13 protein-coding genes are annotated in these 15,029 nt (G+C 69.9%); 3 read left to right on the top strand and 10 right to left on the bottom strand.

Features of this window, described 5'->3' with window-relative positions; genetic code table 11:
• Positions 1-36: 36 nt before the first annotated feature.
• From ASD21_RS01280 to ASD21_RS01255, 6 genes are all read right to left on the bottom strand, one after another.
• Positions 37-1,011 carry a tetratricopeptide repeat protein gene (locus ASD21_RS01280; protein WP_056435542.1) on the bottom strand — a complete coding sequence of 325 codons (975 nt, stop codon included), beginning with the start codon at positions 1,009-1,011 and terminating at the stop codon, positions 37-39.
• Between the two features lie 168 nt (positions 1,012-1,179).
• The gene (locus ASD21_RS01275; protein WP_056435540.1) at positions 1,180-1,596 is read right to left on the bottom strand and encodes a DUF4870 family protein; all 417 of its coding nucleotides are present in this window, start codon (positions 1,594-1,596) and stop codon (positions 1,180-1,182) included.
• Positions 1,596-1,973, bottom strand: a complete 378-nt coding sequence (locus tag ASD21_RS01270; RefSeq protein ID WP_056435537.1) for a DUF4870 family protein — start codon at positions 1,971-1,973, stop codon at positions 1,596-1,598. The genes ASD21_RS01275 and ASD21_RS01270 overlap by 1 nt, the downstream gene beginning before the upstream one ends.
• Positions 1,974-2,093: 120 nt before the next feature.
• Positions 2,094-2,648: a hypothetical protein gene (locus tag ASD21_RS01265; RefSeq protein ID WP_156390547.1), complete on the bottom strand. Its 555-nt coding sequence runs from the start codon at positions 2,646-2,648 to the stop codon at positions 2,094-2,096.
• A gap of 20 nt (positions 2,649-2,668) precedes the next feature.
• A complete protein-coding gene (folB, locus tag ASD21_RS01260; RefSeq protein WP_200941381.1) occupies positions 2,669-3,079 on the bottom strand; it encodes a dihydroneopterin aldolase in 411 nt (136 codons plus the stop codon).
• 10 nt (positions 3,080-3,089) lie between these two features.
• On the bottom strand, positions 3,090-3,845 hold the full coding sequence (locus ASD21_RS01255) for an SDR family oxidoreductase (protein ID WP_056435531.1): 756 nt from the start codon (positions 3,843-3,845) through the stop codon (positions 3,090-3,092).
• Positions 3,846-4,186: 341 nt separating this feature from the next.
• On the opposite strand from ASD21_RS01255, the gene ASD21_RS01250 reads away from it, so the two are divergent.
• Both ASD21_RS01250 and ASD21_RS01245 read left to right on the top strand, forming a co-directional pair.
• Positions 4,187-4,657, top strand: coding sequence for an NUDIX domain-containing protein (locus ASD21_RS01250; protein WP_056435528.1), 471 nt, complete (start codon positions 4,187-4,189; stop codon positions 4,655-4,657).
• A gap of 118 nt (positions 4,658-4,775) precedes the next feature.
• On the top strand, positions 4,776-6,215 hold the full coding sequence (locus tag ASD21_RS01245; protein ID WP_056436283.1) for an aldehyde dehydrogenase family protein: 1,440 nt from the start codon (positions 4,776-4,778) through the stop codon (positions 6,213-6,215).
• A gap of 161 nt (positions 6,216-6,376) precedes the next feature.
• Here the strand turns inward: ASD21_RS01245 and ASD21_RS01240 are convergent, their stop codons facing one another.
• Together ASD21_RS01240 and ASD21_RS01235 are read right to left on the bottom strand one after the other, a co-directional pair.
• On the bottom strand, positions 6,377-6,883 hold the full coding sequence (locus ASD21_RS01240) for a hypothetical protein (protein ID WP_056435525.1): 507 nt from the start codon (positions 6,881-6,883) through the stop codon (positions 6,377-6,379).
• A gap of 67 nt (positions 6,884-6,950) precedes the next feature.
• Entirely contained in the window at positions 6,951-7,523 is a 573-nt protein-coding gene (locus tag ASD21_RS01235; protein WP_056435522.1) for an RNA polymerase sigma factor, read from the bottom strand.
• A 167-nt stretch (positions 7,524-7,690) separates the two neighbouring features.
• On the opposite strand from ASD21_RS01235, the gene ASD21_RS01230 reads away from it, so the two are divergent.
• Positions 7,691-9,553 (top strand): AMP-binding protein, encoded by a 1,863-nt coding sequence (locus ASD21_RS01230; RefSeq protein ID WP_056435519.1) that lies wholly within the window; start codon positions 7,691-7,693, stop codon positions 9,551-9,553.
• A gap of 148 nt (positions 9,554-9,701) precedes the next feature.
• Here ASD21_RS01230 and ASD21_RS01225 read toward each other — a convergent pair whose 3' ends face one another.
• Both ASD21_RS01225 and ASD21_RS01220 read right to left on the bottom strand, forming a co-directional pair.
• The gene (locus tag ASD21_RS01225; protein WP_056435516.1) at positions 9,702-12,158 is read right to left on the bottom strand and encodes a M28 family metallopeptidase; all 2,457 of its coding nucleotides are present in this window, start codon (positions 12,156-12,158) and stop codon (positions 9,702-9,704) included.
• A 170-nt stretch (positions 12,159-12,328) separates the two neighbouring features.
• A complete protein-coding gene (locus ASD21_RS01220; RefSeq protein WP_056435513.1) occupies positions 12,329-14,923 on the bottom strand; it encodes a TonB-dependent receptor in 2,595 nt (864 codons plus the stop codon).
• Positions 14,924-15,029 lie beyond the last annotated feature (106 nt).

The raw sequence follows: 15,029 nt of genomic DNA, 5'->3' as shown, positions 1-15,029 counted from the left end.
ACGGCGAAGCCGTCAGGTGGGGGCAAGTGGGTGAGCCTACCCCGCCACCTTCGCCTCAAGCTCCGCCAGCCGCGCCCGGGTCGAGGCCAGGTCCGCCCCGAACCGGGCCGGATCGGCCGCCGCCAGCCGGGCCGCCACGTCGTAGCTCTCGCGGTACAGGTCCAGGGCCCGCATCCGATGTCCCCGGTCCTCGCGCAGGTCGGCCAGGCGTTCCAGCGACACCGACAGAGCCCGGCGGGCGTTGGGGTCGGCGGCTTCGCGGCCGCCGTGCGAGCGGCGCAGGGCCAAGGCCTCCTCGAAGGCCGACAGGGCGTCGTTCAGGCGGCCCTCCATCTCGGCCACGTCGCCGACGCCCGACAGGGCGCTGGCCAGAAGTTCGTCGGCGGCGAAATCGTCAGGCTGGGCGGCGCGGACGGCGCGGGCGTAGCTGACGGCTTCGTCATAGGCCTCGGCGGCCTCGTCCAGCCGGCCCTGGCCGCGCGCGAAGTCGCCCAGGTCGCGGCGCGACAGGGCCTTCTCCCGATCATCGCCGGCCAGGCGCAGCAGGCGGTTCAGCGTCTGGGCGGCCTGGGACCAGGCCTCCTGGCGGCTCAACGCCACAAGGCGGGCGCGGAGGTCCTCGAAGGTCTCGACGGGCGCCGGCGCGGGCGTCGCCATGGCGGAGGCCGCGATGATGGGCGCGACGATAGGGGGCGCGACGATCGGCGCGTGTTCGGGTTCGGGCGCCGCAGCGGCCTCGACGGCCATGACCGGCGCGGCGACCAGGGACGGCTCCAGGTCGACCGGCGCCGGCTTGCGCCGCGACTTGCGCTTGGGGCGCGGGGTCAGGGCGGCGACGAGCAACACGGCCCCCGTGATCGCCGCCGCCCAGCCCACGAACGGGCGGTGTGGCTCGAAAGGCCCGAGATCGAGGTTCTGCGCCCAGTCCCCCAGGACGCCCAGACCCGCGATGACGTACCCCGATGTCGCCAGGATCACCCCGAGGATGATCCCTACGAGTCGAGCCATCATGTCACCCCCTTCATGACCGCGTTCGTAAGGAGCGGAAGGTCAGCCCAGCGCCGCCCCCGCGTCGAGGCGTCTCAACCGCCAGGGGAAGGCCCGGCGTGAAGCGACGCGTTTGCGGGCGCCACGCGACGTGGGCGCCTTGGAAACGGCCACGCTTAGCGGAAATGGGCGTCAGATCAACCAGGTGGTCGGCCGCGGATAGGCCTCGCCCTTCAGCAGATAGACCAGGCCCATGATGCAGCGGGCCGCGAAGAAGACGCCGATCGCGCCCATGATCGCGCCGCCGACCATCAGCATCGGGATGCCGATCAGCAGCACCGCCAGGATCAGGCCGAAGAAGAACATGGCCGCGCCGATCAGGAACCACCCGATCGACATCCAGAAGGTGCGGATGGCGAAGGTGTAGTGGCTGGCGTTGATCGGCCCGGCCGTCTCGCGATTGACGTAGGCGACGATCAGCCCGACCAGGAAGGTCAGGCCGTTGGTGAAGCCCAGCAGGTACAGGGCGTAGACCACGATCGGCAGGATCTTGTCTTCCTCGACCCGGTCCGAAGGCGAGGCGGGGGCGGTTTGGGCGGCGTCGCTCATCAGATCATCCAGTTGCGGGGCGTGGGATAGGGCTGAACCTTCAACAGCCAGGACAGGCCGAGGACGCATCGCACCGCGGTCCAGACCCAGACCGCCGGCAGGATCACGAAGCCTATCCCCACCGGGGTCAGCACCAGGCCGATCAAGCCGAACAGCAGCGACAGCCAGAACGTGCGGATCTGGAAGACGTAGTGGCTCCGCAGCCATTCGGGCGCGGCGTCCTTGCTGACATAGGCCAGGATCACGCCGACAAAGCCCGTCAGGCCGGCCGAGATCAGTCCGGCCAGATACAGGGCGTAGACCACCAGCGGCATGGTCTTGTCGTCCTGCAGGGCGGGCGGGACGGCGGGGTCGGCGGCGGGATCGGTCTGGCTCATGGAACGATGGTCGTCAATTCCGGCCCGCAACGCAAATGAAGGTGCTGTAAGGGGGGCAAAACGTTCGTCATCCTCGGCTTGTTCCGAGGATGACGGGTAGTGGGGAACGGTTGAGGAGCGCTACCCGCTGGGCAGCAGGTCGTCCGGCAGCGCGTGCGGGTCCAGGCCCTGGCCGCGCCCCAGCCAGGGCAGGGCGGCGGCCAGCAGGATCAGCAGGAAGGCCATGCGCGCGGCGATGGCGATGGCGACACCGCCCATGCCGGGACTGAAGGCGAACAGCAGCATCACCACCGTGCCGAAGCCCAGCAGCCCCATCACCCAGGTCAGGCTCTCGCGCGGGGCCATGACCCCGGCCAGTTCGAAACGGGCTCGCGGGGCCAGGTCGGCGGCCACCGCCGCCACGGCGCGGGCGAACAGCGAGAAACCGGCCAGCCGGTCGTCGAACCGGCCGGGGCCGAGATAGCTCTGGGCGGTCAGGATCGCCTTGCGGCGGCCGAACACCAGGGTCAGCACCCGGCGACGCCCGCCCTCGCGCGGCTTGGCCAGGCGGAAGGCGGTCAGGCCGGAAAGCGCGAAGCGCTGCTCGCGCGGGCCGCGGCGTTCGACCAGCTCCGCGCCCTCCAGGGTCCAGACCGTCTCGGGCTGGAACGGAGAAAGACGGGCGCTGTGGCCCAACCCGCTTTTTGGGGGCGCGCTCACCCCCGGACGGCGGTGATTTCCACCCCGGCCGCGGCGGCGTGGGGGGCGAGGGCCAGGGGCTTTTCGACCCGCACCCGGGCGCGGGTCACGCGGCTGTCGGCGAAGCTGGCTTGGGCCAGGCGTTCGGCGAAGGTCTCGACCAGGTCTATATGGCCCTCGGCGGCGATAGCTTGCGCGGCCTGCAGGATGGTCTCGTAATTGACGGTGTCGCCCAGCGCTTCGCAGTGGCTGGCGGCGACGTCGAGCTCGACATCGATGACCAGGGGCTGCTGGCGGCCGTGCTCGTGGTCATAGACCCCGATCCAGGCGTCGACCTTCAGGCCGCGCACGAACACCTTGGTGACGATCACCCGGGCCGAAGTTGGCTGGGGCGCTTCGTTCGGGGCTTTGAGGGGGTGAGCGGCCAAGGCGAGACTCTCAGGAACCGATGATGTCCGGCGTCCGCCAGCCCAGATGCTGACCCGCGTCGACCGCGATCATCTGGCCCGTGACCGCCGTGGCGTCAATGAGGTAGCGCAGCGCGGCCGTCAGGTCGTCCAGCGAAACGGGGCGGGCCAGGGGGGTGCCGGCCGCCTCGCGCTCGAACTCGCCGGGGGCCTGGTGGACCGAGGCCAGGGCCGGGCCGGGGGCAATGGCGTTGACGCGGATGCGCGGCGCCAGGTCCTGGGCCATCGTCCGGGTCGCCCACCAGAGGCCGGCCTTCGCCAGGCTGTAGCTGAAGAACTGGGGATTGGGCCGCAGCACGCGCTGGTCGACGATGTTGACGATCTGGCCGTCTCGGCCCTCCGGCAGGGCGGCGGCGAAGGTCTGGGCCAATACGATCGGAGCCCGCAGGTTGGCGTCCAGATGGGCGTCCCAGCTGGCGCGGCTGGCGGTGGCCAGACGGTCGTCCTCGAAGGTCGAGGCGCTGTTGATCAGCAGGGCGACGGGGCCCAGGGCCTGGGCGGCACGGCCGACCAGGGCGGCGGTCTGGGCCTCGTCCGTCAGTTCGGCGTCGAGGATGACGGCCCGGTGGCCCAGGGCCGAGATCTCGTCGGCGACGGCCTGGGCCTCGTCTTGAGCCGTGCGGTAGTGGACGGCGACGTCGAACCCGGCCCGCCCGGCCTCCAGGGCCAGGGCGCGACCGATCCGGCGGCCGGCGCCGGTGACCAGGGCCGCGCCGCGCGTGTCCATGGTCTTAGTCGAAACGGCCGAACTCGAACTTGTTGAGGGCCAGGATGACCACCAGGAAGATGGCGATGATGCCGATCGCGATCATGGGCGCGGGTCCGTATGTGAAGACTGAAAGATGATGCGGGCTTTAGCGGTGCGCGAGGCTGGCTGCAAGGTTGATCGAGGCCGGCGCCGTGCGTCCTTCGAGGCTCCGCTTCGCTTCGCACCTCAGGATGAGGGCATCAGCAGCGCCGCCCGCACAAAGTTCCTCATCCTGAGGCGCCCGCGCAGCGGGCCTCGAAGGACGCACGGCGCCGGCCTCGGGGATGACAGCCGAGGGGGCGAACCCTAAGCTCGACCCCATGCTCTGGCGTCGCCGTGTCGAACCGTTCACCCGCCCCCTGGTCTATGCGTGGTTCCGCTTCAGGCGCGGCCTGACGCTGGGCGTGCGGGGCGTGGTCACCGACGAGGAAGGCCGGGTGCTGCTGATCGAGCACACCTATGTCCACGGCTGGCACCTGCCCGGCGGCGGGGTCGAGCGCGGCGAGACGGCCGAGACCGCCGTGATCCGCGAACTCCAGGAAGAAGCGGGAATCCGGGTGATCGGGCCCATGACCCTGGTCTCGGCCCATAGCAACGAACGCCATCACCCCGGCGACCACGTGCTGGTCTACCGCGTCCACGCCTGGGAGCCCTGCGCTTCGAGCGCGCAAGGCGAGATCCACCGGGTCGGCTGGTTCGCCCTGGACGCCCTGCCCGACGACGTGACGCCGGGCAATCGGCGGCGGATCGCCGAGGTCTTCCACGCCGTCGACCGCGATCCCCAATGGTGAGATGAGAGATGACTCGACGATCAGGCCTTCCCCAGTGATCAACGATCATTAAAATGGATGTTTGAATGAGGGCCGCCGTCCGCCGGACGTGAACGGCCCCAGCCCGGAGGAGCACGGCATGCGCGACTACCTGAAGTTCTACATCGACGGTCAGTGGGTCCAGCCCAAGGGCTCCAAGACCGTGGACGTGATCAATCCGGCCACCGAACAGGTCGCCGGCCGGGTGACCCTGGGCACGGCCGAGGATGTGGACCTGGCGGTCCGCGCGGCCCGCAAGGCCTTCCCCAGCTACTCCCAGACCAGCCGCGAGGAGCGCGTCGATCTGCTCGAGCGGATCATCGCCGAGTACCAGAAGCGCTTCGAGGACATGGCCAAGGCCATCACCGAGGAGATGGGCGCTCCGTCGTGGCTGGCCCAGCGGGCCCAGGCGGCCATGGGCATCGCCCACGTCCAGACCGCGCTCCAGGTTCTCAAGGACTACAAGTTCGAGGAAGACCGCGGCACGACCCGGCTGGTCAAGGAGCCGATCGGCGTCTGCGCCTTCATCACCCCGTGGAACTGGCCGGTCAACCAGATCGCCTGCAAGGTCGCCCCGGCCCTGGCCGTCGGCTGCACCATGGTGCTCAAGCCCTCGGAAGTGGCCCCGTTCTCGGCCTGGATCTGGACCGAGATCCTGGCGGCCGCCGGCGTGCCGGCCGGCGTGTTCAACCTGGTCAACGGCGACGGCCCGACCGTGGGCGCGGCGCTCAGCTCGCATCCGGAAGTCGACATGGTGTCGTTCACCGGCTCGACCCGGGCCGGCATCGAGGTGGCCAAGAACGCCGCCCCGACCGTCAAGCGCGTGCACCAGGAGCTGGGCGGCAAGAGCCCCAACATCATCCTCGACGACGCCGACTTCCAGAAGGCGGTCGGCGGCGGCGTGGCCTCGGTGATGATGAACTCGGGCCAGTCCTGCAACGCCCCCACGCGCATGCTCGTGCCCCAGAAGCGCATGGACGAGGTGATCGCCATCGCCAAGGCCGCCGCCGAGGCTCACACGGTCGGCGACCCGAACGGCAATTCCAAGCTGGGCCCGGTGGTCTCCGAGGTGCAGTGGAACAAGATCCAGGGTCTGATCCAGAAGGGCGTCGACGAGGGCGCGACCCTGGTCGCGGGCGGCCCCGGCAAGCCGGAGGGCCTGGAGACCGGCTACTATGTCAAGCCGACGGTGTTCGCCAACGTCACCCCGGCCATGACCATCGCCAAGGAAGAGATCTTCGGCCCGGTTCTGGCCATCCTCGGCTATGACGGCGTCGACCAGGCGGTGGCGATCGGCAACGACACCGAATACGGCCTGGCCGCCTATGTCTCCGGCAACAACGAGGCCGAGGTGCGGGCCGTGGCGTCCAAGCTGCGGGCCGGACAGGTGATCCTCAACGGCGCCGGCCCCGACCTGATGGCCCCGTTCGGCGGCTACAAGATGAGCGGCAACGGCCGCGAATGGGGCGACCACGCGTTCGGCGAGTTCCTGGAGACCAAGGCCGTGCTGGGCTACGGAGCCAAGGCGGCGGCGGAGTAGCTTCCTTCTCTCCTTGCGGGAGAAGGTGTCAGCCGTAGGCTGACGGATGAGGGGGCGCACCGGCGGAAGCCGTGCGGCCCCTTCTTCGTCTGGCGTTTGAGAGACCCCTCATCCAACCTCCTTCGGAGGCCACCTTCTCCCGCAAGGGGAGAAGGGTCCTTCTAAAGCGCGTCGATCTGCTTCTGCAGGCGCTTGGCCCCGAGCTGGTTCAGCCACCAGACCCCGCCGAACACCAGGACGACGAAGGCGCTGGCCAGCAGGATGCCCAGGTGGTCCATGGCCAGCGACCGGCCCTCCACGTGCGACTGGAACCAGCGGCCCATCATCAGCAGCACCATGCCCGGCGCGAACGGCGCCATGTACCACCGGCCCACCGAGCGCAGGGCGTCGCGCTGGCGGATCAGCGTCTGCCGATGGAAGTCGCGCAGGGCCTCGCCGGCCTCCGGGATCGCCCCCATCCCGGTGCGCCGGTGCATCTGCCAGCCCACGAAGATCGTGGCCGCGATGATCAGCGCCGCGCCGGCCTGCATCATCCAGCTTTCGCGATGCAGCAGGACAGGCGCGAAGAACAGGATCACCACGACCGACGCGGCGTATTCCCGGACATTGCGCCAGAGAACCTTGCTTTTCAGGGTCCGCGCCTTCTGGTGGATTTCCGCGAGCGACATAGGTTCGTGCTCCTGAGCTTGGCTCTGCCACAGAGCCTGGGGATCAAAGGGGTCGAGGTCGGAGGGATCACCGCTCATCGGGATCTCCCTGGTTGAAGCGATTGGCCTGGTTGATGCGGCTGGCCAGAACGGCCTTGAGCCGGTGCAGCTTGGTGGCGACCGCGCCGGGCGACAGGCCGCAGACCTCGGCGACGGCCTTGGCCTCCAGGCCCTCGAGATAGAGCATCACGATCTGCCGGTCCGGCGGGACCAGGGCCCGGATCAGCGCCGTCAGCCGGGCCAGGGCGTGGCTGTCGGCGGCCCGCGCCTCGGGATCGGGCTGGGTCGGATCGCCCCGGACGGCCAGTTCGTCGAGGGTCAGCAGCTTGTCGGGCCGAGACCGCCGCCGCTTCTGGCCGTGCGAGATCGCCACGTTGTGGGCCACGCGATAGACCCAGGTCCGCTCCGAACAGCGCCCGTCATAGCGCGCGAAGCTGCGCCAGACGGCCAGGTGGATGTCCTGCAGCAGGTCCCGGCGCTGGTCCGCGTCGGCCTCGTAGGCCCGCGCCAGCCGCTCCAGCGCCGCGCCGAGGCTGGCCGCCGCGCGGGCGTAACGCTCGTCCTGAAGCGTCCGCGATGGGGGTTGGTTGGCGCCGTCCATATCCAGGTAGTCTCGGGCGGCGGACGGATCTTACAAGCCCGGCGTGGGTACAGGCGCATGCCGCCTGTCCCCGTTCCGTGATCGCTTTACGCTTGGGCACGCTTTACGCGGGCGTCAGGCCGCGTACGCTCTCGGTAAACAACGATAACCGACCGGGAGAGAGCGATATGGACGGCGTCGACAGTCTGGCGGCCGCGCGCGATCCGAGCACCGCGCCCTTCAAGCCCCTGCCGATGAAAGGCGCCGACATCAGCGTCGACCGCCGCGCCGACGGCAGCATCGTCATCACCTCCAACCATGCGCCCGGCGAGGGGCCGCGGACGATCAGCCACCTGCTGGCCGAAAAGGCCGCCGCCCATCCCGACCGGCCCTATCTGCGCCAGCGCGAGCCGGGCCACGGACCCTGGCGCGGCGTGACCTACGCCGAAGCCCTGCGGGCGGTCGAGGGCGTCAGCCAGTGGCTGCTGGACCGGGGCCTGACCGCCGACGACAGCGTGATGATCCTGTCGGGCAACTCGATCGAGCACGCCCTGATGACCTTGGGAGCCTACGGCGCCGGCGCGCCCGCCGCCCCGGTCAGCCCGGCCTACAGCCTGATGTCGGCCGACCACGGCAAGCTCAAGCACTGCTTCGACAAGGTCGCGCCCAAGGTGGTGTTCGCGCAGTCCGGGGTGATGTTCGAGAAAGCCATCGCCACGCTGCGCGCGCTCAAGCCGGATCTGCTGCTGGTCACCGCCGACGGAACCGGCGAGGGCGCGATCGCCTTCGACACGGTGGCCGCCACCGTGCCCCGCGACGTCGCCGCCAAGCGCGAAAGCCTGACGCCGGCCACCGTCGCCAAGTACCTGTTCACCTCCGGCTCGACCGGCATGCCCAAGGGCGTGCCCCAGACCCACGCCATGATGGCGGGCGTCATCGCCGGCCAGGAAGGACTGCGCGCCGACGAGCCCTCGGACGATGTGCCCAACAGCCTGGAATGGATGCCCTGGAGCCATATCTCGGCCGGCAACATCGGCTTCAACGGCGTGCTCTGGTCGGGGGGCACCCTGTGGATCGACGAGGGCAAGCCGCTGCCGGGCATGTTCGAGACCACGATCAAGAACCTCTACGAGGTCTCGCCCGTGGTGTTCGGCTCGGCGCCGATCGCCTTTTCGATGCTGGCCGGGGCGATGGAGGGCGACCCGGTGCTGCGCAAGGCGTTCTTCAAGAACCTGAAATACATGGGCTATGGCGGCGCCACCCTGTCGGACGACGTCTATACCCGCATGCAGGCCCTGGCCGTGGCCGAGACCGGCCATCGCGTGCCGCTGACCACCATGTACGGCGCGACCGAGACCCAGGGCGTCACCGTGGTCCACTGGCTGACCGAGCGGGTCGGGCTGGTCGGCCTGCCGCTGCCGGGCATCGCCCTGAAGCTGGCCCCGGCCGGCGCCAAGTACGAGGTGCGGGTCAAGGGGCCGACGGTGGCCAGCGGCTACCATAAGGATCCGGAGAGGACCGCGGCGGCCTTCGACGAGGAGGGCTTCTACAAGCTGGGCGACGCGGCGCGGTTCGTCGATCCCGAGGATCCGTCCAAGGGCCTGGTGTTCGACGGCCGGGTGACCGAGGACTTCAAGCTGGACAGCGGCACCTGGGTCAGCGTCGGGGTGCTGCGCCCCGACCTGGTGGCCGCCTGCAGCCCCTACATCCACGACGCGGTGATCGCCGGCCAGGACAAGCCGTTCGCCGCCGCCATGGTCTGGCCCTCGCCCGCCGGCCTGGCCGCCCTGGTCGCCGACGAGGGACCGGGCACGCCGCTCGAGAAGCTGACCGCGATCCTGCGCGAGCGGATCGGGGCGTTCAACGCCGCCGCCGGTGGCTCGTCGCGGCGCGTGGCTCGCGTGGCCATCCTGACCGAACCGCCGTCCATCGACGCCGGCGAGATCACCGACAAGGGCTATGTGAACCAGCGCGCGACGCTGGAGCGGCGGGCCAAGGTGGTCGAGGGGCTGTACGCGAAGGAGCCGGGCGAGGGCGTGATCGTGATCTAGCCTTCCGCCCTAACCACCGCTCATCCCGGCGAATGCCGGGATCCAGATCCCAAAGCTGGGTGGCTGATGGGATGAGCTCAGAGTTCGTGGAGCCCACCACACCGCCATTCCATCTGGGTCCCGGCATTCGCCGGGATGAGCGGATTTATTATTGGGTCTCGCTGTCCGTGAACGCCGGCCAGGCCAGCGCCCCGCGATCCAGCACGATGGTCTTGTCCGAATAGCCGCTGGCCATCAGGCCCGCCGGCTTGGCCGGGATCGTCGAGACGCCGCGCGGCCAGCCGTCGCGGATCTCGATCACCGCCACCTCGACCTTGCCGGCCGGTCGGGCGGTGAAGCTCAGCGTGACGCCGTTGGGATCGGGGGCGTGGTAGGACAGGCTGGTCCATTCGCCGGCCTGGGTCGGCAGGGCGATCGGGCGGCCGTTCAGGCGCGGTTCGTCAAGGTCTATGCTGGACCGCAGGCGCAAGGTCAGGACCTCGGCCCCCGCCGTCGGCACGGCGCGGACCAGCAGGCGGTCGCCGGCCCGGTCGATCGACAGCACCGGCCGCTCGACCGGCAGCACGGCGGTCGGGGCCATCCACACCGGTTCGCGGAACAGCGGCGGATAGGCCTGGCGCACCGGCTTGGCGTCATTGTCCGACAGCACCACCGTCGACCAGGGGTCCAGGCGCGGCGCGGGCGAGACCCGCCAGGCCGTGCCGGTCGACAGATCCGCCAGGTGGCTGGCCTCGGCCGGGCGCGGCCGGGTCGGGCCGCCGTCGCCCAGGCCCGCATAGGCCAGCAGCCCGATTCCCGCCGCCACGGCGACGCCGGCGAAGGCCGGGGCCCAGCGATAGGCGGCGAAGTCGAAGGCCAGGGGCAAGAGGGCCGGGGCGGCCAGGATGGCGAACGCCGCCAGCACCGCCGGCTCGGTCAGGCCCACCCCGGCGAAGGTCCAGGCCCCCCAGGCGCCCAGCTGGGCGACCACGGCGACGGCCACGACGCAGACGACCAGGGTCAGGGCCCAGGCCACCCGGCGGTCGCGGGTTCCGCCCACAGCCATGACCAGGGCGGCCACCAGGCTGGCGGCCAGCAGCGGCCAGGCCAGCATCACCGAGCCGCCGGGCGCCAGGACCTGGACCGTGACCGCCAGGGCCAGCACCACCAGCAGCGCGCCCAGCCAGGCGCCGAACACGCCCACGCCCTTGCCCAGGCTCAGCCAGGCCAGGACCACGACAGCGACGCCCAGGCCCAGTCCGACCTGATCGAAGCCGCCGACCAGGCTGCAGGCGCCGCCGGCGAGGAGGGCGGCCACGCTGATCCAGATCCGGCCCCAGATCCCGGCCAGGCCCCGCGCCTGCAGGGTCAGCACGGTCAGGCACATCCCGATCAGCAGGATCCCCGCGCCCGCCAGCAGGGCGTTGAACTGGCCCAGCACCGCGTAGTAGCGCTGCATGTCGGCGATGCCGATCAGCCGGCCGGCCAGGTGCAGGGCCAGGACCGCGCCGGCGGCCAGCAGCAGAAAGCCGGCGATCCCGCGCAGGATCTCGACGGCGGTCACGGCCTTGCCGCGCAGGGCGCGATAACCGGTGAAGACGATCAGCAGCCCGGCCACCGCCAGGATCGCCCAGCCGACATTGACCGGATAGGCCACCAGGCCCCGGGCCAGGACGTCGGAATAGATCAGGTCCGGCGACTTGGCCGGCAGGGTCGCGGCCATGGCCAGGGCCCGGACGGCGGACAAGGCCTGGTCGCCCAGGTTCTGCAGGCTGCCCTGGTTCAGGTGCTCGGGCGTGGCCAGCGGCGTGTGATAGGCCAGCTGGTCGTCGATGAAGGCGAAGTTCAGCCCCGGCAGGCCCTTGCGCAGGGCGTGGCTGAAGTCGGTGTCGTTGGGCATGCGCCGGTAGACGGCCGCGGCCAGCGAGTTGGCGGTCGGCTGGCGGGCGCTCGCGGCATAGAGGCGGATCAGTTCGCCGCTGTCGGCGCCGGTCTGGAACATGGCCGCGCGGCCAGCGTCGCCCCGGGCCTCCATGTTGACCACCACCCCGACGTGGTCGCGCAGCGGATCTCGGGCGAAGAACGCCTCGGCCCCCAGCAGGCCCGGCTCCTCGCCGTCGGTGAACAGGAAGATCACGTCGCGGGCCGGGGTCGGGCCGGCCTTCAGGGCGCGGGCGATCTCCAGGGCCGCGGCGACGCCGGCCGAGTCGTCGGCCGCGCCGGGCGAGTTGGGGACGGTGTCGTAATGGCTCATCACCAGCACGGCCGGGGCGTCGCGGTAGGTCCCGGGCAGGGTGGCGACGATGTTCTGCACCGCGCCGACGGCCATCGAGCGCGGCGCCCACTTGGCCGCGTCGCGCACGCCTTCGCCGGGCCGCACCAGCACCTCCAGCCCCAGGCCGTTGACCCGGCCCAGCAGATGGTCGCGAACCCGGACGATCTCGGCCGAGCCGATCGGATGGGGCTTCTGGCCGATGGCGCGGACGTCGGCCATGGCGCGCGTGGCCGAGAACTGGTCGGCGGGGGCGTTGGCCGGCAGCGGCGGGGGCGTTCGCAGGGCCAGGTTGGCGATCGCCAGGCCCAGCAACAGGCAGACCCACACGCCGAGCAGCCGGACGGTCTTCATGATGCGCCTCCGCAACGAATCCCCCGCCGCAGGGTGGGACGGTTCGGGATTCGTTGAAAGCTTGGCCGGGAACGAATTGGGCCCAAACGAAAAGGGCGACCCGGTCGCCCGGATCGCCCTTCAGGTCTGGACGGCGACGGCGGTGAGGCCGTCGCCGATCACATGCCGGCCTAGAACTTGGCCCGCAGGGTCACGCCGTAGGTGCGCGGCGCGCCGAGGAACGCATCATAGGTGATGGTGTCCAGGGCCGGCTTGTAGACCTTGTTGGTGGCGCTCAGGCCCGACGAGCCCTGCAGGGTGCCGTTGAAGGCGACCTGCTTGTATTCCTCGTCGAGCAGGTTCTGGGCCCACAGTTCGGCCGTCCACTTGTCGTCCGCGTCGCCCAGGCTGACGCGGGCGTTCACGACGGTGTAGGCGTCCTGCATCTTCGGCGGGAACAGGTCGGAGCCGGTGTTGTATTCCGACGAGTACTTCGCGCCGATGTTGAAGCGGGCCTTCAGGGTGTCGCCGACCGGGTGCTCATAGCTGAGCGATCCCGACAGCGAGTACTTGGGGGCCAGCGACAGGTTGCTGCCCGGCAACAGGGCCAGGGCGTTGCCCGGGTCGTTGGGGATCGGCTGGTCGCCGTACTTGGTGTCGGCGTAGGTGAAGCCGCTCTGCACCGACAGGCCGTGCACCGGGGTGAACCAGATGAAGTCGGCGTCGACGCCCTGCGAGGTCACTTCCGGGATCGAGCGCACCACGAACGAGGTGCCCAGGAAGGTGTTCAGCTGGAAGTCGCTGTATTCCTGATAGAACGCCGTCAGGTTCAGCAGCACCGTGCGGTTGAACAGGGTGTTCTTCATGCCGACTTCGTAGCTGTCGACGAATTCGCCCGGGAACGAGGTGTCGTGGATCGGGATGACGCCGTTGCCGCCGCTTTGCTGGCCGTTCGACGACTGGGTGCGGTCGAGGTTGAAGCCGCCGCCCTTGTAACCGCGGGCGTACGAGGCGTAGGCGAACACCTCGGGCGAGAAGCGGTACGAGCCCTTGATGGTGCCCGACCACTCCTTGTCCTCGCGGTTCTGGGTCGTGCCGCGGCCGTTGAACAGCGGGTTGGCCCAGGGCAAGCACATGTTGCCGGCGACGGTCGACACCAGGCTGGCGCCGGTCGGGTTGCCGGGGGCGAACAGTCCGGCGGGAACGCCGCGGGCGACCAGGGCGCCGGCGATCCGGGCTTGGCCGGCGGGGGTCAGCGCCGTGCCGCAGGCCACGCCGCCGTCGGTCGTGGACTGGTAGGTGTCCAGGTCCTTCTTGTCGATGCTGTAGCGCAGGCCGACGGTCAGGTCGAAGGCGTCGGTGACATGCCAGGTGTCGTTGGTGAACAGGGCGACGGTGGTGGCGCGCTGCTTGTACTGGTCACGCAGGCCTTGGCCGCCGGTGTAGCTGGTGCCGTAGGGACGGCCCGTGGCTTGCGAGATGAAGCCCGCGCTGCCGGCCTGGTTCAGCGTGATGCCGGCCGGGGCCAACGAGTTGGCGATGCCCGACAGCAGGATCGTGCCCAGATAGGCCTCGTAGTCGTTGCCGTAGAGGAAGTTGGCCTTTGAATCCAACCGCTCGTCGGCCAGGAACGCGCCGACCAGCCAGTCGAACCGGTCGGTCTTGCCGGCCAGGCGCAGTTCCTGGGTGAAGGTCGTGAACTCGCTGTAGTTGGTGCCGTCCTTGTTGCGATAGACCAGGTCGGCCGTGGTGAAGTCGGCGTCCTGGCCGTTGTCGGTGCGCCATTGGCGGATGGCCGAGATCGAGGTCAGGGCGCCGATCGGCAGGTCGATGTTGCCTTCCAGCGAAACGCCCTTGTCCTCGACCGACGACGGCGCGCCGCGGTTCGAATAGGCGACCCGGTCGTAGGGGTTGTCGGTCGAAGCGCCCACGCCCTTGCCGCCGGCCAGGGCGTTGATGATCGCCGTGGTCGGGCCGGGACGGATCTGCACCGCGCCGCAGCAGTTTTCGTCGCGCTTGCTGTAGTCGCCGATCAGCTTGAAGCTGGACTTATCGTCCGGGACGAACAGCAGCTGGCCGCGGACGGTATAGAAGCCCTGGTCGGCGTCCTGGTCGCGCGTGCTGGGACCCTTGCCGGTGACCACGTCGTTATAGCCGTCACGCTCGCGGGCGGCGACGTACAGGCGGGCGGCCAGGGTCTCGCTGCCGAACAGCGGCCCGGTCACCGACCCGGCCAGGCCGTGGGCGTTGTAGTTGCCGAGCGTCGCCTCGGCCTCGGCGCCGAAGCCGAATTCCGGCTCCTTGGTGATGATGTTGATGACGCCGGCCGAGGTGTTCTTGCCGAACAGCGTGCCTTGCGGGCCCTTCAGGACCTCGATGCGCTCCATTTCGCCCAGGTCGCCGAAGCCGACGCCGTTGCGCGGGCGATAGACGCCGTCGATCACCACGCCGACCGAGCTTTCCAGGCCGGGGTTGTCGCCGACCGTGCCGACGCCGCGGATGCGGGCGGTGGTCGAGGCTTCCGACGAGGTCGAGGTCACGGTCAGGCCGGGGGTCAGGATCGTCAGATCCTTGATGTCCTTGACGCCCGTGTCGCGCAGCAGCTTGGCGCCGACCGCGGTGACCACCACCGGCACGTCCTGCAGGTTCTGCTCGCGCTTCTGGGCGGTGACGACGATGCTGTCGACGGTTTGGGTCTCGGTATCCTGGGCCTGGGCCGCGATGGGGGTCAGACCGGCGAGCACGACGGCGGACGCCGTGCCGCAAAGCACCTGAGTAAAGCGCATTTCCTACCTCGGTTCGTTTTATGACGAGAGCGCTTGCATCGCCCCCGTCTTTTGATTTGGTCCTAACCCGAACATTTGTTCGAATTGACAAGCAAGGGTTACGGCC

The sequence above is a fragment of the Caulobacter sp. Root1455 genome (assembly GCF_001426905.1).
Lineage (GTDB): Bacteria > Pseudomonadota > Alphaproteobacteria > Caulobacterales > Caulobacteraceae > Caulobacter.
Note: the sequence above shows the minus strand (reverse complement) of the source record. Positions and strands in the feature narration are given on the sequence as shown.